Here is a 25,739-nt window from a genome sequence, read left to right on the forward strand (position 1 = left end):
CCGGCCTACTCAAAATGAAAACAAAAACTGCAAAAAAGGTTTCATCCTCCAAAGGAGAAACCTTTTTTTGTTTGTTATAGCTGTTGTAAAATGGCCACTCAGGAACAAAAACAAAGCGTTGTTATACTTTTTGCCGGCGATTCCGGCGACGGCATACAACTCACCGGCACGCAGTTTACCACCGCTGCGGCCCTTCACGGAAACGACATCAGCACGTTCCCCAACTTCCCCGCCGAAATTCGCGCCCCGCAAGGTACGCTGGCAGGCGTATCGGGCTTTCAGGTGCATTTTGGCAGCGTTGCCATCCACTCGCCCGGCGATGCCTGCGATGTGCTTGTGGTGATGAATGCCGCCGCCCTCAAAGCCAACCTGCGCCAGCTGCGCGAAGGCGGAACCATTATTGCCAACACCGATGGCTTTGATCCCAAAAACCTCAAACTGGCAAAATTCCCCGACGGCGTAAATCCGCTGCGCGATGGTTCGCTTGACCGTTACCGTGTCATTGAAATTGATGTAACCAAACTCACCCGCACCGCACTGGCCGGATCGGGCATGGGCACAAAGGAAACCGACCGCTCGAAGAACATGTTCGTGCTCGGTTTTGTGTGCTGGATGTACAACCGCTCGCTCGATTCGATTAACGATTTCCTGCGCGAGCAGTTCCGCAAACGCCCCGAACTGGTGGAAGCCAACACCAAAGTGCTTACCGCCGGTTATCACTACGGCGATACCATTGAGCAGCCCATGACCCGCTACGAGGTAAAAGCAGCTACGCTCGAAACAGGCACATACCGCAGCATTACCGGCAATGCAGGCATTGCGCTCGGACTTATTGCCGCAGCTAAAAAGAGCGGACTAACGCTGTTCTACGGCACCTATCCTATTACACCGGCATCCGACATTCTGCACGAACTTTCGAAGCATAAAAACTTTGGTGTAAAAACCTATCAGGCCGAAGACGAAATTGCCGGCATCACCTCGGCCATTGGCGCCTCGTTTGGCGGCAATCTGGGCGTAACAGCTTCGTCAGGCCCCGGCATTGCGCTTAAAACCGAAGCCATTGGCCTCGCCGCCATGCTCGAACTGCCGCTGGTAATCATAAACGTACAACGCGGCGGCCCCAGCACCGGCCTGCCTACAAAAACCGAACAGGCCGATTTGCTGCAGGCGCTCTACGGCCGCAACGGCGAATGCCCCGTGCCGGTGATTGCTTCGTCAACACCGTCAGACTGTTTCGAAGTGGCTTACGAAGCCACGCGCATTGCCATTGAGCATATGACGCCGGTGTTTATGCTCAGCGACGGCTACATTGCCAACGGTGCCGAACCGTGGAAGTTTCCGAAAGCCGACGACCTGAAGCCTATTGAAGTGCGCTTTGCCAAAAACGAACTCGCTCCCGGCGAAAAATTCATGCCCTACAAGCGCAACGAAAAATTAGTGCGCCCCTGGGCAATTCCCGGCACACCCGGACTTGAGCACCGTGTAGGCGGCATTGAAAAGGAAAAAGACACGGGCAATATTTCCTACGACCCCGAAAATCACCAGTACATGGTGAAAATGCGCGCCGAACGCATTGCCCGCATTGCCGACTACATTCCTGCCCAACAACTCGACAGCGGCCCGGAGAAAGGCAAAGTGCTGGTGCTGGGCTGGGGCTCCACCTACGGCTCTGTAAAAACCGCACTCAATGATTTGCGCAGCGAAGGCGTTGACGCCGCACACGCACATGTACGCTATCTTTTCCCGTTCCCCAAAAACCTCGGCGAAATGATTGCGCGCTACGACCATGTGCTGGTGCCCGAAATAAACAACGGCCAGCTCATCAAACTCATCCGCGATGAATTTCAGGTAAACGCCACGCCGCTCAACAAAATTAAAGGTGTGCCCTTTACTTCTTCCGAAATTTGCGAGGCTGTTAAAAACCTTTACAATAAATAACACATTTCCACTCGCCGATAAGAACGGCGCATTCATACAAATGGAAACCACCTTACAATCACCCGAAACGCCAAAGCTCACCGCAAAAGACTTCGTGACTGATCAGGAAGTACGCTGGTGCCCGGGCTGCGGCGACTATTCCATACTCAAACAAGTACAAAGCGTGATGCCCGAAATAGGGTTGAAACGCGAAGACATTGTATTCATTTCCGGCATCGGCTGCTCGTCGCGTTTTCCGTATTACATGGAAACTTATGGCATGCACAGCATTCATGGCCGTGCCACAGCCATTGCAAGCGGTTTAAAGGCCACACGCCCCGAACTGAGCGTGTGGATTATTACCGGCGACGGCGATTCGCTTTCCATAGGTGGCAATCACCTTATCCATCTTTTGCGCCGCAATCTGGATGTAAATGTGTTGTTATTCAACAACGAAATTTACGGACTCACCAAAGGGCAGTATTCGCCAACCTCGCCGGTTGGGCAGGTTACGAAGTCAACGCCCATGGGCTCGCTCGATCATCCGTTTAATCCGCTGGCGCTTTGCCTCGGGGCTTCGGGCACCTTCATTGCACGTTCAATGGACCGCGATCCATCGCACCTGCGCAACATGCTTTCGCGTGCCAATGCGCACAAAGGCACATCGCTGCTGGAAATTTACCAGAACTGCAATGTGTTTAACGACGGCGCCTTTGAAATTTTCACCGAAAAAGCCTCGAAGAAAGCCGAGACTGTATTCCTCGAACAAGGCAAACCGCTCGTGTTTGGCGAGAATGCCGACAAAGGCATCCGCCTCGACGGATTTACCCCGCGTGTGGTAAACCTTGCCGATTACAGCGTAAACGACCTGTGGATACACGACGAGTTTGACCTGGGCAAAGCCACACTGCTGGTCCGCTTCTTCGACGATCCGAAAAACGAGGGCCATTTGCCGCGCCCCTTCGGCGTATTCTACGAAGAAAAACGCAGCTGCTACGAAGACGATCTGGCCGCTCAAATTGCACAGGCCATTGCCGAAAAAGGCGAAGGCGATCTGGATGCGTTGATTCGCGGACGGAATGTGTGGACGATTGCGTAGGATTTCCTATTTTTAAAATGAATTAAGCGGGATTGTTTGTCCCGCTTTTTTATTAACCCTTCAGCTACATGCTTACACCAATCAAAACTAATCTGCTTGAAGATTTCATCGGAAAACCGATTGATCAGACTGATTACTGGCCACTGACAGTCCTTATTGAAAAAGCCACAGGAGAATTGAGTAATTATGTCATTCCGGGGAAAACAGAAATTGTATTAATTAAATGTGAACGGGGATTACAAATTGGCCTTGCCAATGTAGAAGTTAAAGATTTGAATTTTGCGTTGGAGGACAGTTCCATCAAAAGAATAATCGTTCAAAAATTAATGTACCGGCAAGCCAATTTTAGGCCAAGTGTATTACTAATATTAGGGATGATTATATTTTGTTTCATTGCTGATGCGCGTTTCAACCACAGCAGAATGGGGTATTTTCCTATCATAACTGGTTCGTTAATGGGCATGTTAGCCAGTCTTTTTCTCAGCACGGGAAACAAATTCAGCATTACTCTCGAACTTGAAACTTCCATGGGCATTGAAACACTTATTGTTTCTTTTGCCAGGAAAAAACATATTCTGGAATTTTTCGGGAGATATTACTCATATATTCTTTCAAAATAATTTTTTTCACTGAAAAACAACATCTTAGCTTCTTTCTAAAAAATAGTTCTTGACTCTTACCCAACGTGACAGCCTTTATTTGTGCCGGTAATCAAAAACAACGGAAATGAAACTGTACACGGTTAAACAACTTTCGGTTGTATCGGGTGTGAGTGTGCGTACACTGCATCATTACGACGAAATTGGTTTGCTGAAACCGGCACAGCGCACCGAATCGCGCTACCGGATTTATGGGCGCGAAGAGCTGCTGCGTCTTCAGCAGATATTGTTTTACCGTGAACTTGGCTACACGCTTCAGCAAATCATCGGGTTGCTTGATGATCCGGATTTCGACCTTCTCAATTCGTTGCTTGAACAGCGCAGACAGCTTCATCTTCGTGATTTGCAAAACACGCAGTTGCTGATTACCATTCATAAAACCATTCATTCGTTAACAAACAATCAGACTATGCTAACCGACGAAGAATTGTATGAAGGTTTCACAAATGCCGGGGCCTATCGACAGGAAGCTATTGAAAAATGGGGGCACGACAACGTTACCGGCTCAGAAGAAAAACTACGCAAATTGAGCAAGGAGTCGTTGCAGGCGCTTTACAAACAGGGAGAAACTATTGCACAAGCTATTGCGGCTTCAATGCATCTTCCGGAAGCAAGCGACGAAGTGCAGCAACTCATTGCACAACATCATCGTCATATCCGTTCATTTTGGGATGCACGCGAAGAAGGCTATCGCGGCCTTGCTGAAATGTATATCACCGACGAGCGCTTTGCTGCCTATTTCAACCGCTTTACGCCCGGCCTTGCAGATTACATGCACAGCGCCATGCTGCACTACTGCAACAGCGGGAAAGCCGCGCAATACAGTTAACGCGGCGCTGTAACAATGCGCGAAGTGTGTACACTTCCATCAACCATTTGCAAACGACACAGCCACACGCCAGCAGGCAGGTCAGCTACTGAGAAACTTACGGGCGCTGTGCTTTGCGGAGCTGTCCACACAGCCACAAGCTGCCCGGAAAGGCTGTACACTTCTGCATTCAGCAATACAGCCTGCGGCGGAAGTGTAAAGGTTACAAACTCGCTGGCCGGATTGGGTTGTGCCTGCAATTCCTGCGATTGCACGTCTTCCACACCCAGCACACAGCCTGTGGTGCAGAAGTTGCGCGCATTTACATTGCAACGTATCGCCTCATACGCCGGCTTGTTTACACCATTGCCTGCGTATGTGCGTATGCCCAATGTACGCAGGTACTCTTTAAACGGCACGTTGCCGGCAAGTCCGTAATATACGGCCAGCGTATCCACCACGGGCTGGCTCCATTCGTGCAGCAGAAAGGGTGAAATGCCTCTGATGACTGTGGCATTGGCGTCCCAGGCCTGAAACACGTAATCGTAAAAATCGGCCTGCGCCTGATACGAACTTCCGCACGAGTCGGACGAGGAATAGCCGCATTCCACAAACCACACAGGCCGCGCGGTGTCGTTGTAAATTGCCGTGAGGGCCGCAAAATCGGCCAGCGGACTGTTTGGCGCACGCATCTGAAAATTGCCGGTGAGCGGATAATACGTTACGGCTATCACATCAGACAAGGCGTTAAGCTGCGCCAGCGAAGCCGAAAGCGAAGGCGATGTGAGTCCGCTCCACGTAAGCGTGGTGCCCACTTTAAGCGGCCGGTTGTACAATTGCTGGTAACGCTGCCGCGCATACTGCGCAGCGGAATCGTAAAAAAGCTGAAAGTCGGCCATCAGCTGCGGATCATTTGCAAAAAGTACATCGCTTTCGTTGCCGATACTCAGCATCACCAGATCAACCGCCGGAATGTGTGCAAAAAGTGTATCGAGATAGGTGCGGAAACGACTGATCATTACCGGACTGTTGAAGCGGACGGTGTCAAGATCGGCAGGCACTTCGCGGGCCACGGTGTTGAGGACAGGAATATTTAATTCAACTTTTATGCCCCAGGCTGGATAATAGACATTGATGATATCGAGAAACGACATGCCCACACCGTTGAACTGGCCGGGGGCTGTTTCGCAGATGGCCCAGTTGGATACGAAATGTGTGTAATCCATACAAAGCTGCAGGCCGCGCACGGTGGCAGAGTCGAAATTGTTGTTCTGCGCCATTTCCAGCACCATGCCCATCTGGCGGTTTCCGGCAGGAAGCTGTGCTTGCAAAGAAATGCTGAGTGTACAGAAAAGAATGAAAATGAGGCGTTTCATTGACTGAAATTAGAAAAAAGCAGCCATAAAAAATATCTTTACAGGGCGTATGCAATTTGATAGTGTGCTGCGTCATAGAGTTACAAGCGTCAGAAATATGCGTCTATTTCCCCGTAAACGGACAAATGATCTCAGCGATCAGGAGTTGATGGACCGCTACCGCAAGGGTGGCGACAAGGCGTTTGTGGGCGAGCTTTACAACCGTTATGCGCATCTGGTGTACGGTGCTTGCCTGCATTACCTGAGCGACCGTGAACTGGCGCGCGATGCAGTGTTGCAGATTTTTGAGCGGCTGTTTGAATCGCTGCGCACCCAGCAGCCCGATAATTTTGGCGTGTGGGTAAATACGGTAGCGCGCAACCACTGCATTTCGGAGCTGCGCAAACAACAGGTACAGCGCGGACGCGATGAGGCATATGCAGCAGAGAGCAAAAGCGATTTGCTTGACGACACCGACCCCGCGCAGCGTGAAGACCAGCTTAAACGACTGGAGCAGGCGGTGCGCAGTTTGGGTGAAGAACAGCGCCGCTGCATTGAACTGTTTTATTTCGGCGATAAATCGTACCGCGAAATTGCCGAGCTCACGGGCTTCAGCGAGAAGGAAGTGAAAAGCCACCTGCAAAACGGCAAGCGTAATTTAAAGCTGGCCTTAACCGGAAACCAATGAAACCAGATACACATTCCCACATCGTTACCCCCCTCAGCGCCGCGTTGCTGCACGATTATGTGCACAACCGTCTCGGCCCGGAGGAGCGGCAGCGTGTAGAGCGCCTGCTGGGTAACGACGAGCTTGCCGCCACAGCTGCAGCCGGTTTTGCGGCATTTCCCGATGCGCTGGCCGATGTAACTGCGCTGCAGGCCGAAATTGCTGCACGCAGCGGCATGAGTGGCGGCAGCGCAGCAGCTTCCAAATCATGGCTCAACTGGCTGGCAGGCGGTGCGGGCGTGGCTGCCGTAGTAGTTGCCGCCATTGCTTTCTGGCCCGCCAACGAAAAACCAAAAAGCAATCAGCCTGTAGTGGCTGCCAAACCTTCCAGCACACCACCCGCTGCCACACCACAGGAAATTGTACTCAACCCCGCCACCGATCATTTCGTAAATCCGAAAGCCGAACCCGTGGTGGCCAAACCGGTTGATGCCACACAAACACCCGAGCCGCTGCCCGAAGTACAAGGCATTCCGCTTCCGCCCGAAGTACAGCCACCCGCTCCACCCGCACTTCCGCCCGCTCCCCAGCCTGCACCGGCCGAAGAAAAGCTCCGTGAACCTGTGTACAATTTCCCCATCCGCTACATCCTCGATTTAAAAATTACCGACTACGACAGGCTTTACAACCGTCCGCTCAAAACGCAGAAACTCCGCGTGAGCGGTACACCCGCCAACGAAGATGAACGCAGAACCGAAGGCGGCCGCGAAGAAGATTTTGTAATCATGGCTGATCAGGTTATGCGTGAAGGACTGGAAGCGTTTCGCACACAACGCTACGGACGCTGCATCAGCAAGTTTGAAATACTGCTGAAAAATTCGCCCGACGATGTGAATGCGCGTTTCTACATGGCCGTATCGTACATTAAACTCGAAATGCACAGCAAAGCAATTCCGCTTCTGGATGCCGTGATAACCGCTGAAAACAATGCTTTCCGCGAAGAAGCCGAATGGTACAAAGCCATCGCCCTCATTGGCAACGGCGATAATGAACAAGCCGAAACACTGCTCAAAAAAATTGCCGCCGGCAACACATTTTACAGTAAGCAGGCCGCTGAAAAACTAAAGACACTTTAATAATTCCACTCTACAAAACAGCCCGTTCAGCACAACTGCCAAACGGGCTGTTTCACTTCAACCCTCTCCCTTCACATCTTCCGCAACAATTCCTGCATCCCTCTTTCATTCAACTTCTCAAATCAACTTCGCACCGCACGTCAACTCTTCTCCGCTTCACATTACTTTATTCAAATTGTTTACTCCTTACCTACTTCGCCTTCACCGGACAGGTGCTTAGTCCGAAAATGCTGTACAGCGGGCAAAATCCAATGGCTGCAGTAACTGCAAAAACGCCCCCCAGAATTACAAGTACAAGTCCGATGGTGCCGGTAACAAATCCGCCAAAATAAAGTACGGCAAAGAGTACTGCCACAATAAGGCGGATGATCCGGTCGATGTTTCCTACGTTGGTTTTCATGGTTGTGTAGTGTTTGGTTAATTGTTTATCCGAAAATGAGCACTCCCGCTGTGACCAGCGCCGCGCAGGTGATGCACACCAGCAACAATCGGAAGAGCTTTTGTTTGTTTGTCATGTGGATACATCAAAGTAACTACATGCAATTTCGGATCACTGTGACCGGAGTTACACAGCAACCTGAGAGAAATCAGTAAAGAAAATGAGGCCGGTCAAACCAGCCCGTCGAGCAGGCTGTCGTCAACCAGATTGGGCAGGGTAACTTTCAGCTGCGGCGTGCGTTCCATTTCGCGTTTGATGGCGAAAATGGCTTCATCGTTACGCGCCCAGCTGCGGCGGGCAATGCCGTTGTTTACATCCCAGAACAGCATGCTCTGCAAACGACGTTCGGCATCGTCGCTGCCATCGAGTACGAGTCCGAAGCCGCCGTTGATCACTTCGCCCCAGCCTACGCCGCCACCGTTGTGCAATGAAATCCATGTAGCGCCGCGAAAGCCGTCGCCCACGAAATTCTGCACGGCCATGTCGGCCGTGAAGCGCGAACCATCATAAATATTGGAAGTTTCGCGGTAAGGCGAATCGGTGCCCGATACATCGTGGTGATCGCGGCCAAGTACCACAGGTGCTTTCACACGGCCTTCGCGTATGGCTTTGTTAATGGCCGATGCAATGCGGATACGTCCTTCACTGTCGGCATACAAAATACGCGCCTGCGAACCAACCACAAGGTTGTTCTGCATGGCATCGCGTATCCAGAGGATATTGTCGTGCAACTGCTGTTTGATTTCGGCAGGTGCAGTTTTGTAAATATCTTCCATTACTTCCAGCGCCAGCGCATCGGTTACCGCCAGATCAGCGGCATCGGCCGAAGTGCACACCCAGCGGAACGGCCCGAAGCCGTAGTCGAAGCACATGGGGCCGAGAATATCCTGCACATAGGAAGGATAGCGGAATGTGCCGTCTTCCTTCACAATATCGGCCCCGGCGCGCATGGCTTCGAGCAAAAATGCATTACCGTAATCGAAGAAATACATGCCGCGCTCCGAAAGTGTATTTATTGCAGCCGCCTGCCTGCGCAGCGACTCCTGCACAATGCCGTGAAATTTCTGCGGCTCCTCGGCCATCATGCGGTTGGCTTCATCAAACGAAAGCCCGGCCGGATAGTAACCGCCCGCCCACGGGTTGTGCAGCGACGACTGATCGGAGCCAATATCCACATGCACATTATCGCGCACAAGGCGTTCCCACAAATCCACCACATTACCCTGATAAGCCAGCGACACTGCTTCTTTTGCGGCCTGCGCGTTGGCAATGCGCGCCATCAGCTCATCAATATTTTCATACACTTCGTCCACCCATCCCTGCGAGTGACGTGTGTGTGTGGCTTTCGGATTTACTTCGGCCACCACGGCCACCAGCCCGGCAATTTTACCGGCTTTAGGCTGCGCACCGCTCATGCCGCCAAGGCCGCAGGTCACAAACAGGCGGCCTTTTCGGTCTTCTTCGTTAGCGGCAATTTTACGCGCAGCATTCATCACCGTAATGGTGGTGCCGTGTACAATGCCCTGCGGCCCGATGTACATGAATGAGCCGGCGGTCATTTGTCCGTACTGCGTTACGCCCAGCGCATTGAAACGTTCCCAGTCGTCAGGCTTCGAGTAATTGGGAATCATCATGCCGTTGGTCACTACTACGCGCGGCGCATCCTTGTGCGAAGGAAAAAGACCGAGCGGGTGGCCTGAATACAGCACCAGCGTTTGTTCGTCGGTCATGGTGGCGAGATACTGCATGGTAAGCAGATACTGCGCCCAGTTCTGGAACACGGCTCCATTGCCGCCGTAAGTAATAAGTTCGTGCGGATGCTGCGCCACGGCATAGTCGAGGTTGTTGCTCAGCATGTGCATGATAGCTGCAGCCTGCACCGAACGCTGCGGATACTCGGCAATGGGGCGTGCGAAAATTTTATAGTCGGGACGGAAGCGGTACATGTAAATCCGCCCGTATGTTTTCAGTTCCTGTGCAAATTCAGGCGACAGCACAGCATGATGCTTTGCGTCGAAATAACGCAGCGCATTGCGCAGGGCCAGCTTTTCCTCAGCCGGAGTGAGTATGGCTTTCCGTTTGGGTGCGTGATTGAGCGCCGCATCAAACGGCTTGGGTTCGGGAAGCGTATCGGGAATACCGCGAAGAATAGCGGCCTGAAATTCGGCTGTGTTCATAGATTATCTAAAATATGTGTAAAAATACGAATCCTGAGATTTTAACATGATGCACAAGCATTGCGCAGGTGCATCTTTTTAACATTAAAATACAAACTACCAATATCAACGAGGACTGTAACGCCTATCTTGTTGATGACGGTATTCTATCTGATTATAAAATTTCCGTTGTAGTTCACGATTGAATTCATGAATATTTAGCTCTGGCATATTTAAACGCTTATACGTAATCTTTGAAATGAGCATTTCACCGTTCGAAAGACGACCTTGGTAAATAGTGATTCTAATTCTTAAATCTAAGTTTTTTTCGTCAATCACATCAATTGAAAACAAACAATTATTATTAGAAATCAGACGGCTGGTATCTTGATAATTCAAAACCGATTTCAATGGCCATTCATTTAGTAGAGATACATAAATTCTATCAACTCCACTAACACAGTCAACATTGCAGAGCAATTTCAATGAATCAATATTGTGGTCAAGAAAAAGTTTGTACACATACTCAGCAAATAAATGGCATGAATCGGTCTCACTTATCGTTTTTGATGAATCTACAATCGCTGATGAAACAAGCTGAGAAGACAATGAATCAGATTGTGCAAATAAATCTGAAGACAAAAAAAGCAAGTGGCTAAACACGACCAATATCAAATTCGGTAACTTCATTTTTCCTTCTTTTTATCAAACCTCCCCGTCTTCTTATTATACCCGTACGGACAATGCTTGCAGCCATTCTTGCAGCAATAGCCACGTTTAAGATGATACTTTTCGGTGAACACGACATAGCCGTCTTCATTCATATAATAATCATCGGGATCTAATTTATCGAAGCGCGACATGGATGTAAAAACCGCCGAAGCTGGTGCTCCGGCGGTACAAATTTACAGGATTAATTACTTGAGGAAATTGGAGATCATACCACCAATTCCGCCGCCGCCGCCACCGATATTTTTCATAATATCGCCGAGGTCGAAGCTGCTGTCGTTGGGGTCGTTGGTTTTGTTTACGAATTTATTCATCACCATGGGAATGAGTGAAGAAGCGATGTTGCCGGCGGCACCTGAATCGAGGCCGAATTTTTTGGCAAGATCAGCCGCTACATTTCCTTGTACGGCACTGGCCACAGGGCTTGAAGCGGCATCACCGCCTTTGAACATATTCATCAGGCTGCTGAGATCGCCGCCGGAGGCTTGTGATTTGAGTGAATTGAGAATTGACTCGCCGGTGGTTTTGATGGCGTCGTCGTTTTTCTCGTTGGGAATGGCCGGGTTGTTAACGATTGCATCGCCGGCGTGTTCTTTTACCAGATTGATCAGATTATCAAGCATGGGCGTGTGTTATATGTGAGCTGTGAAGATACAAAGTATTCACCTGAAAGTGGTAAACTCTTGGTTATCTTTGCCGCCATGCTTGTGGTTGTAAATACACGCCTGCTTATTCCCGACAGGCTCGACGGAATTGGCCGCTTTACGGATGAAACGCTTAAACGCATTACACAAATGCGTCCCGACGATCATTTTGTGTTTTTGTTTGACCGCGAAGTGGATGAGCGTTTCATTTATTCCGACAATATAACACCTGTAAAGCTGTTTCCCCCGGCACGCCGTCCGTGGCTTTATAACCTCTGGCTCAACTGGTCGGTGCGCGGTGTGCTGCGCGATCTGAAGCCTGACCTGTTTTATTCGCCCGACGGATTTTTACCGCTCAATACGCAAACGCCCTGTTTGCCGGTAATTCATGATCTCAATTTCGAGCATTATCCGCAGGATCTTTCGCGGAAATATTCGAAATGGTATCGTAAAAACTTTCCGCTGTTTGCGCAAAAAGGCGAACGCATTCTTACTGTTTCCGAATTTTCGAAAGCGGATATTGCAGACCGTTATACAATTGATGCGACAAAAATTGATGTGGTTTACAATGCGGCCTCCGAAGCTTTTCAGCCATTGGAAGCAGATGCCGTGAAGGCCGTGCGCGAGCAGTACAGCGGCGGTGCACCGTACTTTTTGTTTGTAGGCGCATTGCATCCGCGCAAAAACTTAGTGCGTTTGGTAGAAGCATTCGTGCAGTACAAACAAAAACACCCTACGGCCACCAAACTGCTTATTACCGGTGCGCCTTACTGGAAATACCACGCGCTTGATTCGCTGCTGGCACAACTGCCCGATAAAAAAGAAGTGGTATTTACCGGCCGCCTCAGCGACGAAGAACTTGTGCGCATTACAGGAGCGGCGCATGCTGTGACCTATCTGCCATACTTCGAAGGCTTCGGCATTCCCATTGTGGAAGCCATGGCCTGCCGCGTGCCCGTGCTCACCGCCAATGTCACATCAATGCCCGAAGTGGGCGGCGATGCGGCACTTTATGCCGACCCGTTTGATGTAGCGGCCATTGCAGCCGCACTGGAAAAAATAGACAACGATCAAGTCCTGCGCGCTCAGCTCATTGATAAAGCCGCCCAACGCAGCAAGGCCTTTTCATGGCAAGAGTCGGCCGAAAAAATCTGGACGTGCATGGAACAATGTGTACACACGCATGCTTAAAAACCGGTATCAGCACGAACACACCGAAGCCGGCTGCGACGAAGCCGGGCGCGGCTGTCTGGCCGGGCCGGTATATGCTGCCGCAGTTATTCTTCCGCCCGATTTCAAGCATAAACTGCTTAACGACTCGAAGCAACTGAGCGATGCCCAGCGCCGCGAAGTACGTCCGTACATCGAAGAAAAAGCCATTGCCTGGGCCGTGGCCAGCATGAGTGTGGATGAAATTGACGAACTGAATATTCTCCGCGCTTCGTTTGCCGCCATGCACAAAGCCATTGCGCAACTAAAAACCACGCCCGGCTTCCTGCTCATTGATGGCAACCGCTTCAAGCCGGCTTATCCAGGCATTCCGCATGCCTGCATCATTGGCGGCGACGGAAAATACAAAAGTATTGCTGCCGCCAGCATCCTCGCCAAAACTTACCGCGACGATTACATGGATGCGCTGCACGAAGAATTTCCGCAGTACGACTGGCTGAAGAACAAAGGCTATGGCACGGCCAAACATCGTGCGGCCATTGTGCAATACGGCCTCACGGCGCATCACCGCAAGAGTTTCAGGCAGTTGCCCGATCAGCTGGAACTGAAGTTTTGAGCTTTCACCCTACACAAAATCCCAAAGCTTAAACGGTCCGCCCAGCACTTTCTCGGCATCCGTTTTCAACCATTTTTCCAGCAGTGTGGCATACACTTCGCGGAAATCGACTTTATAAATCAAATCGCCGTTATCGAGATTTTTGAGGTCGGGTGCCTCGTTGAGGATGCCTTTCTGCTGCAGGCTTCCGCCCGCCAGAAAAAGCACGTTTGCGGTGCCGTGATCGGTTCCTTTGCCGGCGTTTTGTTTTACGCGGCGGCCAAACTCGGAGAAAGTCATTACCACGGTATCGTCCCAGCGGCCGCCTTCCTTGAGGTCTTCGGCAAACTGTTTCAGGGCATCGCTATACACATTGAGCAAACGGTTTTGCTGACCGTTTTGCGATACGTGCGTATCAAAGCCGGGGAGTGATACGTAATAAATTACGGTTTCACTTTCGGCGCGGATGAGTTCGGCAATCATTTTCATTTGCCGGCCAAACTCGTGCTGCGGATAGATGCGTTTTGAGCGGAAGCCGTCGGCATGTGTGTGCAGATAATCGGCGCTTTGAATAGTGGAGGCAAGCGTTTTGTGCAGATACTCCACATTATGTTCATCGTGCTCATGCCCGTGATCGTGTGGCACATACGCGGCCGACACGTTGCGCACGAGTTTGTCGTTGCTGAGGTTGTACAGGCGTTTCGGGTTGCCGGCTGCAATGCCGCTGTTTATGTTGCCTTTGAGCGCCATGCTGAGCACTTCGTCCACTTCGAGCGCGAGGTGCGGCTTTTGCGGCTGCCCCATGCAGCAGCTGTCGAGGTAACGGCCAATCCAGCCGGTGCTCCAGTTCTGATCGGCCCCGCTGGCACTTTGCCAGATGTCGGTAGAGCGGAAATGCGAGCGGTTCGGATTGGGATAGCCTACGCTGTTGAACATGGCCAGATGCCCGGCATTGTGCAAATCAGCCAAGCCTTTCATCACTCCGTTAAAGGCAAAATGCTTGTCGATGGTGATAATATCATTTGCCTTCAGGCCAATGCCGGGGCGGTTGCTGTGATAGAGATCATCGCCAAAGGGCACAAGTGTATTCAGGCCGTCGTTTCCACCCGAAAGCTGGATCACCACAAGGATGCGGCCGTTGGTATTTCCGGCAAGCAGTTTACGCTGCACATCGGCTTCGGCTGCCGCTTTGAGGAAATTGGGCAACAGCAGCGAGGCAGATGCCAGTCCGCTCAATCGCAAAAAGTCTTTTCTTGAGTACGTTCCCATGGCCTTAAATGAGTTGATATTCGGGCAGCTTCATTACGGCTGCTATGGTGGTGATAATGCGTCGTTCGGGCGTTGAGTTGTCCACTTCGGCTTCAATGGCCTTGCGGTCAATACGCATCTGCGGCGATTGAATGAAGTAAGCAATTACATCGTTGGTAAGGTCTTTCGAAGGCTTGAAAAACTGTACCAGTTCACTCCAGTCTGATTTAATATTGATACGTTTTTCCTCGCGGCTTTTTCCGTCGTTCTTTTCTTCAAACGCCGGTTTGCGTTTTATTTTCACGGTACCCTGTTGCACAATTGCAGTGGGCAGATGCACGCGGTAAAGCAGCGAGAGACTGTCGATCCAGTTCCGGCCGCCTTTCCATCCGGCCACGTTAGGCGGGAAGAACAGCGTTTGTCCAAGAATATCCTGCAAGGCCAGTACCTGTTTATCTTCAGTATCGAGTTTAAGCAAACGTTTGTAGCGTACTATTAATTCAGTGGGCGATGAAACGATACAGCCAATATTGCGCTGCGCATAAAACCAGTCGGCAAGCAGCATATACTTCACCGTGGCCGAAATATCATAGCCGGAATTGTAAAATACCTTAGCCAGTTCGGCCACGTGATCTTCATTTATGGTTGCGTTTACGAAAAGGCGATACATTTTCCGGCACACATAGGTGGCGGTTTGCTTTCGTTCGAGCAGCATTTCCAGCACATCTTCGCCGCTGAAACGACCTGTTTTGCCGAAAATCGTTTTTTCGCCCTCGTCGTGATCTTCGGGCTTGAACTCATATTCGCCTTTCATGTTTACGGTCCATCCCGTAAACGCGCGTGCAGCCTCTTTAATATCAAACTCGGTATAACCCTGTCCTTCGCCAAGTGTGAAAAGCTCCATTACTTCTCGGGCGAAGTTTTCATTTGGTGCTTTTTTCTTGTTCTGCTGATTATTGAGATAAATAATCATGGAAGGATCTTTCGCCACCGCGTGAAGCATGGTGCGGAAATTACCCAGCGCATGATCACGAAGCATATTGTGCTGCACCTGCATAAGCCAGGCAAATGCAGTGCCGGTGGCAAAATGATTGTGCCAGAAAAGAAGCATTTTTTCGCGCAGTACTGCCCGTGCCACAGCCATCCTGTCGAGCCAGGCCAGATTCAGTTTTTCAGTATCTTCCTTCGATTTAAGCACCATAAGCAGGGCTTTGAGGGTGGACACTTCGCCATTGTCTTTAGTGTCGGGGCGCGGAATGTAAAGAATGGGCTGGTTGATGGTGGCATCCTGAAAAAGCATATCCACCGCTTCTTCACGAGTTTTCCCTTCAAACCTTACAAGATCAGAAGGTCGGACGCCAAAACCGGCACGCAGCATCAGATGCTGTAGTTCCTGTCTGCTCAGTGCTTTTCCTTTCATTGTGGTGTGTATTTTGGTTGAAGATAATCCGGATTTCCTATACCATGCAATGGCAATTCCTGTGCCGGATAAATTTTTATACGCTTGTAACTTTTACCCCTGACCAAGCGTCGAAGCATAATTTGTTTGATGTAAATCAAACGCCTGTATTATATATCCAGTATGTGGGCGGCTGCACACCTGCATAAAAAAAGCGAACCGGTGTTGTTCCGGTCCGCTTCTAAGTAACTGTTAGTATTTTTTATTTAGCGCAGCATAAAGTCCCATTTCTGGCTGAACTTCCTTTGCTCGGCTTTTACAGCATCCATCGTTTTCTGCGACTGGCTGTCGTAGTTCTGAATATCGGTTTCAAGTGAAGCCAGCTCCTCCTCTGTGGGTTCGGCGCCGCTGGCAAATTTAGCCGTAGTGGCTACAATCCGTTTCACTTCCGCGTCGCATAATTTGCTCATGTTTTCAAAATGTGCAATCGCAGCGTTGTAGTAGCCGGGATCTTTTTCATCAATCGGCTTCATCTGTTTGGTTTCGGCGAGGGCATTTTTAATTGCAGCCGAAAATTTACCATAAACAGCATTGAGCGTATCAAGGTTATGCCCGTCGAGCTGATCAGCCATCTGATCGGAAAGGTCATTTACCTTATCGCTCAGATCAACTAGTTTGTCATTAAAAGCGATAGCATCTTTTTGGGTGGGGCCGCAGGAGGTAATGAGCAGTGCAAACACTGCTGTAATGGCAAGGAAATAGTGTTTCATGTAGTCTGGTTTTGTTCAATTATACACATTTTTCAGACTTTCAAAGCTGGTTTATTGAACAAAAACCGGCTAAAACCGGCGTATTAGGTGATTTTGGTCACTTTTAAACTCATGCAGCTAAGTTAATTTTGCATCCGAAAGCCCGCTATCTATGAAACAAGGCCCACTTTACAGCATTTTTGCGTCGAAATGCCCGAAATGCAATCTTGGTGATTTGTATGTGGATAATAATCCCTTCCACCTCCGCCAGTTAGGTGAAATGCGTAAAAGCTGCTCCTGCTGCAATCAGCCCTATGAGCCGGAAACCGGTTTTTATTATGGCGCCATGTATGTGAGTTATGGTGTTTCTATTATTCTGATGTTTATTCCGGCCGCAGTGCTTTACTTCGGATTTAACGCCGCTTTTCCGCTGCTTTTAGGTACTGTGTTAGGTATTTATATCCTCTCTTTCCCGCTGGTTTTCCGCTGGTCGCGCAATATCTGGCTGAATATTTTTGTGCGTTTCGACCCTGAGCTTCGGCAAAAACTCCGTAATCAGCCTGTCTGATTCATTTTCAGGTGTTACTTTTCCTCATGCCGGTATTTATGCTCAAAAGCATAGCTACAGTTGGCACTGCTTTTGATCGGGTGAATGAAATTCACCATATTTGTTCATCATGTTTGGAAAACGTACCACACTTGCCGCAGGCATTCTAATGCTTAGTCTTGCCTTCCTGCCATCCTGTGCGCCGGAAGAAACACCCGACCCTGCCGATGAGCGGGATAAATTTGTGGACGGCTGGAATGTGGCCGAAAACAGCTCACAGGCTGGCACCAGCAACTACGTGGTGCTCATCAGCAAATCAACCACGAACTCCTCGGAAGTGCTGCTGGAGAATTTTTACGATCTCGGCAACCAGCACAAAGCTCGCATGAGCGTGAGCGGAAATACCCTCACCATACCGCAGCAAACCCTTAACGGAAACCAGCTCAGCGGTTCGGGCACACTTTCCGGTAACAATACATTTACACTCACCTACACAGTAAACAACGGAACTACCATTGACAATTGTACGGCCACCTGTACACGTCAATAACTCCAATCCCTCCATACTTAACCAAACGCTACCTGATGTTTAAAAAAATTTCAGCACTATTCATTGGCATCCTGCTGTTTACAGGCCTGTCGGCTCAATATGCGGCAGCTGATGCAAAAAAAATCGAGAAGTCGAAAGAATATTTCAAAAAAGGGAAATACGATAAAGCAGTCACTACGCTGGCTAAAGTGCAGGCTAATCCCAGCTATCTCTATGATAATTCCATCTGGGATCTGCGTGTACTTTATGAGTACATCCGCTATAAAGTGCAATACAATACCGACATGCAGGAGCTGATCCGCAAAGCGAACAGCCCGAAAACCTATACGGTAAACGTGGATAAACTCAAGTTTGTACAGTACAATATTGAGATGATTGCACAATGCAAACTGGCTACCCTGCTTTGCGAAAAACAAGGTCTTGCATCCACTATCCTGTTCGACGAACTGGTGGCCACAAAAGTGGATACGGCTGTTTCCGATGATGCCCGCTCGGCCTACCGGCAAGGGGATGAAGAATACAGTCAGGAAAACTGGAGTGCAGCCATTAAGCAATATCAAAAAGCCCTGCGCGAAGACAGCACTTACTACAATGCCACAGTAAGTATTGCCATGGCCTACGAGAAAATGGAGGAGTGGGAAAAAGCGGCCAATTGGTACGAAAAATCAAAACGGATGCAGCCCACCCGCACAAAACCTTACTCCGGTCTTATCGAAGCCTACTCGAAACTGAAGCGGTGGGATGATGCCTATAATGCCTGCGTGGAAGGTATCATCAATTATCCCGACAACGATTATTTCGAGTCGCTGGGTGAAATCTGCGAGAAGCAAGGCAAGAGTTTCAACCGCCACTGGATGTCGCGCACCTACCTGCCCAACCGCATGAACACCAATCAGGAAGCTGCCAGCAAAGAGCCCTGGTCGTTTTACCGCACCGCAAAAGATAAAATTGTGGACAATTGCAACGACGACGGTGTAATCAATAAATCAACAGAGCTTACCAACCAGAAATACATGGAAGTGTATAGCTGGGAATATATGCTCAAGAAAGATGATTCTGACGAAAAAGAGTTTGGCTTTGCCCGTAAAATGGAGAAAGAAGGTTACCTCGACTGCTATGTATTTGTGAGCATGTATCACGTAAACTTCCGCGAGCAGTATCAGGATTTTTCGAAGAATAATGCTGATCGTATCCGTACGTATATAAATACGCAGTTAGTAAAGTAATTAAATATTCTTATATAACAACGGCTGTCATTTTGCAATGACAGCCGTTGTTATTTTATCGCGAAGCAGATTTTATGAACGAATTACTGCGCCCAGTTTTTCCGTAAAGGCTTTGGTCAGTTTTTCCATTACCTTTTCAATTTGCTTATCGGTAAGCGTAGCGTTTTCATCTTGCAGGATGAAGCTGAGCGCATATGATTTTTTGTCGCTGCCTAATTTTTCACCTTCATACACATCAAACAGGTTTACGCTGCGCAGTAATTGTTTTTCGGTTTGCAGGGCAAGCTGTTCGAGATCGCGGTAGTTTACCTGTTTGCTGATTACGAGTGCAAGATCACGGCGCACGGCGGGGAACTTGGGCACTTCGGTGAAGCGTATGGCGGGAGTTTTAGCTATAGTTTGCAGCAGTGCATTCCAGTTGAATGCGGCGTAAAACACTTCGCCTGATGTTTCGGTGCTTTTCAGATGCGCGGTGCGCACACGTCCGTAGCGCACCACTTCAGTTTTGCGGTTGAGCAGTACAACGCCTTCGGCCAGCAGGGTGTCGTTTTGCAGTGCTTCGGCTTTTAGCTCCTGTACGCCTGTGCGTGCGAGAATTTGATCAACAGCAGTTTTAAGGTCGCTGAAAGTTACATTGCCTTTGGTGTGGTTCCAGCTTTCGGTGTGGCGGCCTCCGGTGAGCCAAAGCCCAAGCTGAAATTCCTCGTGATAAGGCAAACGACCGGGGCCTGCCGTTTCGGTCAAACGACTGTACACTGAACCAAATTCGAACAGGCGTAAATCAGCTGCTTTGCGGTTCTGGTTGTAGGTAATGGTTTCGAGTCCGCCAAAGAGCAGTGTACGGCGCAGAATACCGAGATCACTGCTGAGGGGATTGAGCAGCGCCACATTACCAGCCGCCATACCTTCTATACCATCGGTGTAGGCGGCGCGGGTGAGTGAGTTATTGAGCATTTCGATAAATCCGGCAGCCACCAGCATTTCGCTGATTCGTTCGCGCAGTTGTTCGCCGTCGGGCTTTTTGCTCCACGAGAGTGAGCTTTTCACCTGTTCGGGAAAGTCGATGTTGTTATAGCCGTAAATGCGCAGAACTTCTTCTACCACATCGGCTTCGCGTGTAACATCTACTTTAAACGGCGGCACGGCCAGCAGCAGCGTATCGTTGCCGGTGCTTTCAATTTCCATACCCAGCGCCTCAATGATACGCTTGATGGTGTTCCGGTCGATGGATTTGCCAATAAGTGTATCGCAACGGTTGTAGGTAAATGCAATTTCTACCGGCTGCACGGGTTGCGGATAGATATCAACCGGAGCAGTAATTACTTCGGCGCCTGCAAGCTCCTGAAGCAGCCACACGGCACGTTCAAGCGCACGAATCACCATATCGGGGTCAGTCCCGCGTTCGAAGCGGAACGACGAATCGGTTTTCAGGCCGAGGCGCTTGGCGGTTTTGCGCACATGCACCGCATCGAAGTAAGCACTTTCGAGAAAAATTTCGGTGGTAGCTTCGGTCACACCCGAGTGCAAACCGCCGAATACACCGGCAATGCACATGGGCGCAGCGGCATCGCAAATCATCAGATCCTGCTCATGCAGTTTACGTTCGTTACCATCAAGTGTAACAAATGTTTCGCCGGCAGCAGCTTTGCGTACCACAATGCCTTTGCCAGCAATTTGTGCAGCATCAAACGCATGCAGGGGCTGACCAAGTTCGTGCAGCACGTAGTTGGTAATGTCCACCACGTTGTTGATGGGTCGCAGACCAATGGCGCGTAAACGCTGCTGCATCCATTCGGGCGAAGGCTTTACGGTAATGTTTGTGAGATGAATGCCGGCATAGCGTGCGCAGGCTTCAGGGTTGGCTACTTGAACAGTAACCGGCGATGCGGGCAGTTCATCGGTAAACGAAAACACTTCGGGAAAACGCAGCGCAGCCGGTTCGGCAAGCGGATTATTGCGCAACTCCTGCGCCAGAAAAACGGCGTTGAGATCACGGGCCACACCGTAGTGCGAAGCCGCATCAGCGCGGTTGGGCGTAAGACCGATTTCGAAAACTTCTTCGGTTTCCAAGCCAAAATACTCAGCCGCTGGCGTTCCGGGCACCGCCGAAGCATCCAGCACCATAATACCGGCATGCGACTGGCCGAGACCAATTTCATCTTCGGCGCAGATCATGCCTTCGGAAAGCTCGCCGCGTATTTTAGATTTTTTTATTTCAAAAGGTTCGCCGCTTACGGGATGCACTGTAGTACCAACCACAGCCACAATTACCTTTTGGCCGGCGGCCACGTTAGGCGCACCACACACAATGGAAAGAAGCTGCTCAGCCCCCACATTTACGGAAGTGAGCGAAAGTTTATCGGCATTGGGATGTTTCGCACAGCTGATTACTTCACCCACTACTAAACCGCGCAGGCCGCCGGGGATACGCTCAAAGGGCTCCACGCTTTCTACTTCAAGACCGCAACCGGTGAGTAAAACAGAAAGTTCCTGAGCAGTACGGTTCGTTTCGGTTTCGGGCAGATAGTCCCGAAGCCAGGTATAGGCTATTTTCATGATCTAATTTAGAGCCTCAAAAGTAGGAATTTGTAGGGTTTCACGGGAAACTGTACCTTGTAATCTTCAAAATATTATTCAAATGATACGCCTGTTTACTTTTCGTCTCCCCTTCTTTTACCTTCTTCTCCTTGTTACGTTTGTTCAATCCTGCAGCATTCAGAAACGTCGTTACCGTGATGGATTTTATATTGAGCGCCATTCACTTATTCGCGAACATAATCGCACCGTTTCAGCTAAAAATGCCGATTCGCTGGACGACGCTTCGCCTGTTAAGCCAACCAGTCACACAGAAAACACATCCGAAACAGCATCACCCGAAACACCTGCAAATTCTACCACATACAATCAGGTATCAATACGTGAATCAGCGCACGTGCCCGATACATTTATTGTAGAGGAAGAGCAGGGAAATGAATTAAGTCCCAAACAACGCATCAAACACCTGCTTAAATACAATAAAGATCCCGAAGGCTTACCCATTGTGCCTCCGCTTGAAACAGCAAATACATTTATGATAATCGGCTTGGCTACTTTGGTACTGAGCGGCATAGGCCCTTTTTTCGCATTTATTTCACTTATTCTGCTGTGGGTTGCCTATGCCCGGCTCCGCAATGCACCCGAAGGCACCTACAGCCCTGACAATTACCTGTTAGTCCGGCGTACATTCTGGATTTCCTTTGCCTGTATGATGCTGCCTGTTTTGCTATTTGGAATTATCCTCCTCTTAATATTTCTGTAAACACAACCCACACACTTATCAGCGCACCTGCCATACTGAGTATATTTGTGCATGTCAATGACAGTTTACCCTCACCAGCGACTGCACCGGTTTACGGCCTGGATTGTATTTCTGATTGCTTTTATTGTTTACGCACGCACGGTAGAAGACACAGCCAGTTTCTGGGATTGCGGTGAATACATTGCCTGTGCATGGGGCATTGAAGTGGGGCATCCGCCCGGAGCGCCGCTGTTTCTGCTACTTGGACGCCTTGCGGGTTTGCTTTCATTCGGCAATACCGGGCATGTGGCATTACTCATCAATCTGCTTTCGGCGCTGGCCAGTGCATTTACTATATTCTTTTTGTATCTGAGCATTGCAGCACTTGCCCGCAAAGCGGCCGGTAAACGCGCAGACCGTTATCAAACTCCGCTGCTACAATACCTGCCGCTGCTGGCGGGCGCAATTGGGGCACTCTCGTTTGCATTTACCGATACGTTCTGGTTCTCGGCAGTGGAGGGTGAAGTGTATGCGCTTTCGTCGCTGTTTACGGCTATTGTGGTGTGGGGCATGCTGCGCTGGGAAGCAGTGGCCGGCGAACCCGGCGCTGATCGCTGGTTGGTGTTTATTGCTTACATGATCGGCCTTTCGGTTGGCGTGCATCTGCTTAACCTGCTTTGTATTCCGGCGCTGGTATTTATCTGGTATTTCAGAACCTACACCCATGTTACACGACTTGGTCTGCTGCTGGCGGGAAGTGCCTCACTGCTGCTGCTGGGGGGGATTCAGAATGTGCTGATTCCGGGTGTGGTGAACTTGTGCGGAAAAACAGAATTGTTTTTTGTGAATGAGCTGAACTTACCGTTCAACAGTGGCACCATTTTTTATTTTGCACTGCTTACTGTTTTGCTTGCAGGTGGCATCCTTTTTACACAGCTGCGCAGATACAGGGTGCTTAACACTTCGTTGCTTGCACTTACTACGCTGCTCATCGGCTATTCGAGTTTCTTTATTCTCATTATCCGCGCGCAGGCTTCACCGCCAATTAACGAAGGCAACACCTCCAATGCCGTAAGCCTGCTTTCGTACCTCAACCGCGAGCAATACGGCGACTGGCCGCTGCTTTACGGACGCACCTACGCCACTCCGCTTGATGCGGAAAAGCCGTGGGTTGACGCAAATCCTGTTTATGCGCGCGATGAACGCACAGGGAAATATATCATCAGTTTCAGCGGAAAAGCAGCGGTAGCCAACTACGACGACCGCGCCAGCATGTTTTTCCCGCGTATGTGGAGCTCCGGACACGCCCAGGCGTACAAAAGTTTTACGGGTGAACCTGCAGACAGTGCAGATGTAAGTTTAACCGGCAATGGCGGCGAGTATGTGAAAATTCCGTCTCAGGGACAAAACATGAAATACTTCTGGGGACAGCAGATTGGCTGGATGTACACGCGCTATTTCATGTGGAATTTTGTGGGCCGACAAAACGACCACGCCAGCAGTGGTAATGATGCCGAAGGCAATGTGCGCTGGAGTATGCGCAAAGATGACGTGCGCAAAGGCCAACACTTTATGCCGCAGGCGCAGCGAAATAACAAAGCGTCAAATTTCTATTTCTACATTCCGCTGCTGCTGGGCTTGCTGGGTATTGTTTGGCATTTCAAAGTTTCCTCCCGCGATGGATTTATCACACTGCTGCTGTTTTTGTTTACCGGACTTGCCATTGCAGTTTATCTGAACATGACGCCGTGGCAGCCGCGCGAACGTGACTATGCGTTTGTGGGTTCTTTTTATGCCTGGGCATTCTGGATCGGGCTTGGTGTGTTTCCGTTGTTCGAATGGATACACACAATGCTGAAAAAAATTCCGGCTGCATTAAGCGTTACATTAGTTGTATCGATGCTTTCGCCGGTAATTTTGCTGCAACAGAATTACGACGATCATAACCGATCGGGACGCACCGCAGCGCGCGATTTTGCCATCAACCTGCTCGAATCGTGCGCTGAGAATGCGATATTAATTACGTATGCCGACAACGACACATTTACGCTCTGGTTTGCGCAGGAAGTGCTTGGCATACGACGCGATGTGCGGGTAGTGTGCCTCTCGCTGCTGCAAAACGACTGGTACATCGACCAGATGAAACGCCGGCAATATACTTCGGCGCCGCTGCCTATCAGCATGCAGCACCACCACTACAAACAAGGCAAGCGCGATTACGTAAATATTGATCCGCGCACCATACTTCCCATGCGGGCCGACAGCATTATTGCCTACGCCACCAGCACACGTAAAGGCGAATTTCGCATTGACAGTTACGGCGACACAAGCAGCATCATTCCGGCTCAGGCGGCCTACCTGCCTGTAAACAAAACTGCGTATGCAAAGCAGGCCGGCCTCAGCACATCAGAAATGCAGGCGGCACACGATACTATTGTGTGGTCATTCTCAAACAGCTACATGATGAAAGACCAGCTTGTGGTGCTTGACATTCTTGCGCATCACAACTGGGAGCGGCCGGTGTACTTTGCACCCGGCATGCCCGGTTCGGCCTACAGCGGATTGAACGACTATCTGCAAGCCGAAGGGCTGGCGTGGCGCCTCACTCCTTTCTTTCATCCCGACGCCGACCGCAACCTGACGACTGATCCGGCCTGTGCCACTTCAAAAACATTTACACTGTTTCAACAGAAGTTTGGCTGGGGCGGTTTGAAAAACGAACGCGTGTATGCCGACGAAACCGTGGAACGCATGTTTTGCTCTCCCATGCGCAGCATGTGTGCCGTGGCTGCCGAGGTGCTGATGCGTGAAAACAAACCGGAACAGGCCGCTCAACTTATTGCACAATGCATAGAAGAAATTCCGCACACACAAACCCCGCCCGATGAATACTGGACTGCCCTTACTGCTGTGGCGTTTGCAAGCGGCAACGATGCGCTGGCTGAAAAAATGACACGTATTTCGCTCACGCACGCCGTAGAAAGTTTGCGCTGGTATTCGTTTATGCACATCCCGCCTTATGATCGTTATGAGCAGCAGGCTACGTTGCAGAAATTATACGAGCTTGCGCTGCTTGCGGGCAACGAAAAACTGGCCGATGAAATTTACACTACGGCTGCGCCGTATGTGGAGCTTGGGTTACCGCAGGAGATGACGCCGGGAGTAGATAGTTTGCGGGATAAGGATAGTTTGGATTCGTTGAGGTAGTTTTTTTTGTGTGTGTTTGGGGTAGGATGTTTTTTTTGGGGGGGGCGACGGATTATGTTGGCGGCTGTATTGTGGAGTTTTTACTATAGCGCTGTACTTTGGTGCTGTACTTTGGCGGTGTACTATGGCACTGTACTATGGCGCTGTACTATGGCGCTGTAC

At 50.0% G+C, this 25,739-nt stretch carries 23 protein-coding genes; 13 read left to right on the top strand and 10 right to left on the bottom strand.

Features of this window, described 5'->3' with window-relative positions; all coding sequences use genetic code 11:
- Positions 1–90 precede the first annotated feature (90 nt).
- The 4 genes from IM638_08895 to IM638_08910 all read left to right on the top strand — a co-directional run bounded on the left by IM638_08895 (position 91) and on the right by IM638_08910 (position 4,504).
- Positions 91–1,938: a 2-oxoacid:acceptor oxidoreductase subunit alpha gene (locus IM638_08895; GenBank protein ID MCA6363143.1), complete on the top strand. Its 1,848-nt coding sequence runs from the start codon at positions 91–93 to the stop codon at positions 1,936–1,938.
- Positions 1,939–1,978: 40 nt separating this feature from the next.
- Positions 1,979–3,016 (top strand): 2-oxoacid:ferredoxin oxidoreductase subunit beta, encoded by a 1,038-nt coding sequence (locus IM638_08900; protein ID MCA6363144.1) that lies wholly within the window; start codon positions 1,979–1,981, stop codon positions 3,014–3,016.
- Positions 3,017–3,084: 68 nt separating this feature from the next.
- Entirely contained in the window at positions 3,085–3,636 is a 552-nt protein-coding gene (locus IM638_08905; protein ID MCA6363145.1) for a hypothetical protein, read from the top strand.
- 106 nt (positions 3,637–3,742) lie between these two features.
- Positions 3,743–4,504 (top strand): MerR family transcriptional regulator, encoded by a 762-nt coding sequence (locus IM638_08910; GenBank protein MCA6363146.1) that lies wholly within the window; start codon positions 3,743–3,745, stop codon positions 4,502–4,504.
- Here the strand turns inward: IM638_08910 and IM638_08915 are convergent.
- The gene (locus tag IM638_08915) at positions 4,501–5,859 is read right to left on the bottom strand and encodes a T9SS type A sorting domain-containing protein (protein ID MCA6363147.1); all 1,359 of its coding nucleotides are present in this window, start codon (positions 5,857–5,859) and stop codon (positions 4,501–4,503) included. The two genes, IM638_08910 and IM638_08915, sit on opposite strands and share 4 nt — an antisense overlap.
- Before the next feature lie 97 nt (positions 5,860–5,956).
- Between IM638_08915 and IM638_08920 the strand changes: the two genes are divergently transcribed.
- Together IM638_08920 and IM638_08925 are read left to right on the top strand one after the other, a co-directional pair.
- Entirely contained in the window at positions 5,957–6,526 is a 570-nt protein-coding gene (locus IM638_08920) for a sigma-70 family RNA polymerase sigma factor (protein MCA6363148.1), read from the top strand.
- On the top strand, positions 6,523–7,641 hold the full coding sequence (locus IM638_08925) for a hypothetical protein (GenBank protein MCA6363149.1): 1,119 nt from the start codon (positions 6,523–6,525) through the stop codon (positions 7,639–7,641). The genes IM638_08920 and IM638_08925 overlap by 4 nt, the downstream gene beginning before the upstream one ends.
- A 190-nt stretch (positions 7,642–7,831) precedes the next feature.
- On the opposite strand, the gene IM638_08930 is transcribed toward IM638_08925, so the two are convergent.
- The 5 genes from IM638_08930 to IM638_08950 form a co-directional block, all read right to left on the bottom strand.
- Positions 7,832–8,041, bottom strand: a complete 210-nt coding sequence (locus IM638_08930; protein MCA6363150.1) for a DUF2892 domain-containing protein — start codon at positions 8,039–8,041, stop codon at positions 7,832–7,834.
- A 209-nt stretch (positions 8,042–8,250) separates the two neighbouring features.
- On the bottom strand, positions 8,251–10,257 hold the full coding sequence (locus tag IM638_08935; GenBank protein ID MCA6363151.1) for a urocanate hydratase: 2,007 nt from the start codon (positions 10,255–10,257) through the stop codon (positions 8,251–8,253).
- 105 nt (positions 10,258–10,362) lie between these two features.
- Complete coding sequence (locus IM638_08940) at positions 10,363–10,926, bottom strand: hypothetical protein (GenBank protein MCA6363152.1); 564 nt, start codon at positions 10,924–10,926, stop codon at positions 10,363–10,365.
- A complete protein-coding gene (locus IM638_08945; GenBank protein MCA6363153.1) occupies positions 10,923–11,099 on the bottom strand; it encodes a hypothetical protein in 177 nt (58 codons plus the stop codon). Before IM638_08945 ends, IM638_08940 begins: the two co-directional genes overlap by 4 nt.
- A 54-nt stretch (positions 11,100–11,153) precedes the next feature.
- Positions 11,154–11,588, bottom strand: coding sequence for a hypothetical protein (locus IM638_08950; protein MCA6363154.1), 435 nt, complete (start codon positions 11,586–11,588; stop codon positions 11,154–11,156).
- Positions 11,589–11,648: 60 nt separating this feature from the next.
- On the opposite strand from IM638_08950, the gene IM638_08955 reads away from it, so the two are divergent.
- Positions 11,649–12,800, top strand: coding sequence for a glycosyltransferase family 4 protein (locus IM638_08955; protein MCA6363155.1), 1,152 nt, complete (start codon positions 11,649–11,651; stop codon positions 12,798–12,800).
- The gene (locus IM638_08960) at positions 12,793–13,395 is read left to right on the top strand and encodes a ribonuclease HII (GenBank protein MCA6363156.1); all 603 of its coding nucleotides are present in this window, start codon (positions 12,793–12,795) and stop codon (positions 13,393–13,395) included. Before IM638_08955 ends, IM638_08960 begins: the two co-directional genes overlap by 8 nt.
- A gap of 9 nt (positions 13,396–13,404) precedes the next feature.
- On the opposite strand, the gene IM638_08965 is transcribed toward IM638_08960, so the two are convergent.
- From IM638_08965 to IM638_08975, 3 genes are all read right to left on the bottom strand, one after another.
- Complete coding sequence (locus IM638_08965; GenBank protein ID MCA6363157.1) at positions 13,405–14,643, bottom strand: DUF1501 domain-containing protein; 1,239 nt, start codon at positions 14,641–14,643, stop codon at positions 13,405–13,407.
- A gap of 4 nt (positions 14,644–14,647) precedes the next feature.
- Entirely contained in the window at positions 14,648–16,042 is a 1,395-nt protein-coding gene (locus IM638_08970; GenBank protein ID MCA6363158.1) for a DUF1800 domain-containing protein, read from the bottom strand.
- 245 nt (positions 16,043–16,287) lie between these two features.
- Complete coding sequence (locus IM638_08975; GenBank protein MCA6363159.1) at positions 16,288–16,791, bottom strand: hypothetical protein; 504 nt, start codon at positions 16,789–16,791, stop codon at positions 16,288–16,290.
- 151 nt (positions 16,792–16,942) lie between these two features.
- Here IM638_08975 and IM638_08980 point away from each other — a divergent pair, with 151 nt between their 5' ends.
- From IM638_08980 to IM638_08990, 3 genes are all read left to right on the top strand, one after another.
- Entirely contained in the window at positions 16,943–17,338 is a 396-nt protein-coding gene (locus IM638_08980; GenBank protein ID MCA6363160.1) for a DUF983 domain-containing protein, read from the top strand.
- A 109-nt stretch (positions 17,339–17,447) separates the two neighbouring features.
- Positions 17,448–17,867: a hypothetical protein gene (locus tag IM638_08985; GenBank protein ID MCA6363161.1), complete on the top strand. Its 420-nt coding sequence runs from the start codon at positions 17,448–17,450 to the stop codon at positions 17,865–17,867.
- Positions 17,868–17,902: 35 nt separating this feature from the next.
- On the top strand, positions 17,903–19,093 hold the full coding sequence (locus IM638_08990; protein MCA6363162.1) for a hypothetical protein: 1,191 nt from the start codon (positions 17,903–17,905) through the stop codon (positions 19,091–19,093).
- A gap of 72 nt (positions 19,094–19,165) precedes the next feature.
- Here the strand turns inward: IM638_08990 and IM638_08995 are convergent, their stop codons facing one another.
- Positions 19,166–21,649, bottom strand: a complete 2,484-nt coding sequence (locus IM638_08995) for a phenylalanine--tRNA ligase subunit beta (GenBank protein ID MCA6363163.1) — start codon at positions 21,647–21,649, stop codon at positions 19,166–19,168.
- An 82-nt stretch (positions 21,650–21,731) separates the two neighbouring features.
- Here IM638_08995 and IM638_09000 point away from each other — a divergent pair, with 82 nt between their 5' ends.
- Together IM638_09000 and IM638_09005 are read left to right on the top strand one after the other, a co-directional pair.
- Positions 21,732–22,391: a hypothetical protein gene (locus IM638_09000; protein ID MCA6363164.1), complete on the top strand. Its 660-nt coding sequence runs from the start codon at positions 21,732–21,734 to the stop codon at positions 22,389–22,391.
- A 57-nt stretch (positions 22,392–22,448) separates the two neighbouring features.
- On the top strand, positions 22,449–25,577 hold the full coding sequence (locus tag IM638_09005) for a DUF2723 domain-containing protein (GenBank protein ID MCA6363165.1): 3,129 nt from the start codon (positions 22,449–22,451) through the stop codon (positions 25,575–25,577).
- Positions 25,578–25,739: the final 162 nt, after the last annotated feature.

Source organism: Bacteroidota bacterium (assembly GCA_020402865.1).
Taxonomy (GTDB): Bacteria; Bacteroidota; Bacteroidia; order Palsa-965; family Palsa-965.

What these genes read in the sequence shown, in the direction of transcription:
- IM638_08895 (MCA6363143.1), top strand. Translation starts at nt 91, where the DNA reads ATGGCCACTCAGGAACAAAAACAAAGCGTTGTTATACTTTTTGCCGGC.
- IM638_08900 (MCA6363144.1), top strand. Translation starts at nt 1,979, where the DNA reads ATGGAAACCACCTTACAATCACCCGAAACGCCAAAGCTCACCGCAAAA.
- IM638_08905 (MCA6363145.1), top strand. Translation starts at nt 3,085, where the DNA reads ATGCTTACACCAATCAAAACTAATCTGCTTGAAGATTTCATCGGAAAA.
- IM638_08910 (MCA6363146.1), top strand. Translation starts at nt 3,743, where the DNA reads ATGAAACTGTACACGGTTAAACAACTTTCGGTTGTATCGGGTGTGAGT.
- IM638_08915 (MCA6363147.1), bottom strand. Translation starts at nt 5,859, where the DNA reads ATGAAACGCCTCATTTTCATTCTTTTCTGTACACTCAGCATTTCTTTG.
- IM638_08920 (MCA6363148.1), top strand. Translation starts at nt 5,957, where the DNA reads ATGCGTCTATTTCCCCGTAAACGGACAAATGATCTCAGCGATCAGGAG.
- IM638_08925 (MCA6363149.1), top strand. Translation starts at nt 6,523, where the DNA reads ATGAAACCAGATACACATTCCCACATCGTTACCCCCCTCAGCGCCGCG.
- IM638_08930 (MCA6363150.1), bottom strand. Translation starts at nt 8,041, where the DNA reads ATGAAAACCAACGTAGGAAACATCGACCGGATCATCCGCCTTATTGTG.
- IM638_08935 (MCA6363151.1), bottom strand. Translation starts at nt 10,257, where the DNA reads ATGAACACAGCCGAATTTCAGGCCGCTATTCTTCGCGGTATTCCCGAT.
- IM638_08940 (MCA6363152.1), bottom strand. Translation starts at nt 10,926, where the DNA reads ATGAAGTTACCGAATTTGATATTGGTCGTGTTTAGCCACTTGCTTTTT.
- IM638_08945 (MCA6363153.1), bottom strand. Translation starts at nt 11,099, where the DNA reads ATGTCGCGCTTCGATAAATTAGATCCCGATGATTATTATATGAATGAA.
- IM638_08950 (MCA6363154.1), bottom strand. Translation starts at nt 11,588, where the DNA reads ATGCTTGATAATCTGATCAATCTGGTAAAAGAACACGCCGGCGATGCA.
- IM638_08960 (MCA6363156.1), top strand. Translation starts at nt 12,793, where the DNA reads ATGCTTAAAAACCGGTATCAGCACGAACACACCGAAGCCGGCTGCGAC.
- IM638_08965 (MCA6363157.1), bottom strand. Translation starts at nt 14,643, where the DNA reads ATGGGAACGTACTCAAGAAAAGACTTTTTGCGATTGAGCGGACTGGCA.
- IM638_08970 (MCA6363158.1), bottom strand. Translation starts at nt 16,042, where the DNA reads ATGAAAGGAAAAGCACTGAGCAGACAGGAACTACAGCATCTGATGCTG.
- IM638_08975 (MCA6363159.1), bottom strand. Translation starts at nt 16,791, where the DNA reads ATGAAACACTATTTCCTTGCCATTACAGCAGTGTTTGCACTGCTCATT.
- IM638_08980 (MCA6363160.1), top strand. Translation starts at nt 16,943, where the DNA reads ATGAAACAAGGCCCACTTTACAGCATTTTTGCGTCGAAATGCCCGAAA.
- IM638_08985 (MCA6363161.1), top strand. Translation starts at nt 17,448, where the DNA reads ATGTTTGGAAAACGTACCACACTTGCCGCAGGCATTCTAATGCTTAGT.
- IM638_08990 (MCA6363162.1), top strand. Translation starts at nt 17,903, where the DNA reads ATGTTTAAAAAAATTTCAGCACTATTCATTGGCATCCTGCTGTTTACA.
- IM638_08995 (MCA6363163.1), bottom strand. Translation starts at nt 21,649, where the DNA reads ATGAAAATAGCCTATACCTGGCTTCGGGACTATCTGCCCGAAACCGAA.
- IM638_09000 (MCA6363164.1), top strand. Translation starts at nt 21,732, where the DNA reads ATGATACGCCTGTTTACTTTTCGTCTCCCCTTCTTTTACCTTCTTCTC.
- IM638_09005 (MCA6363165.1), top strand. Translation starts at nt 22,449, where the DNA reads ATGACAGTTTACCCTCACCAGCGACTGCACCGGTTTACGGCCTGGATT.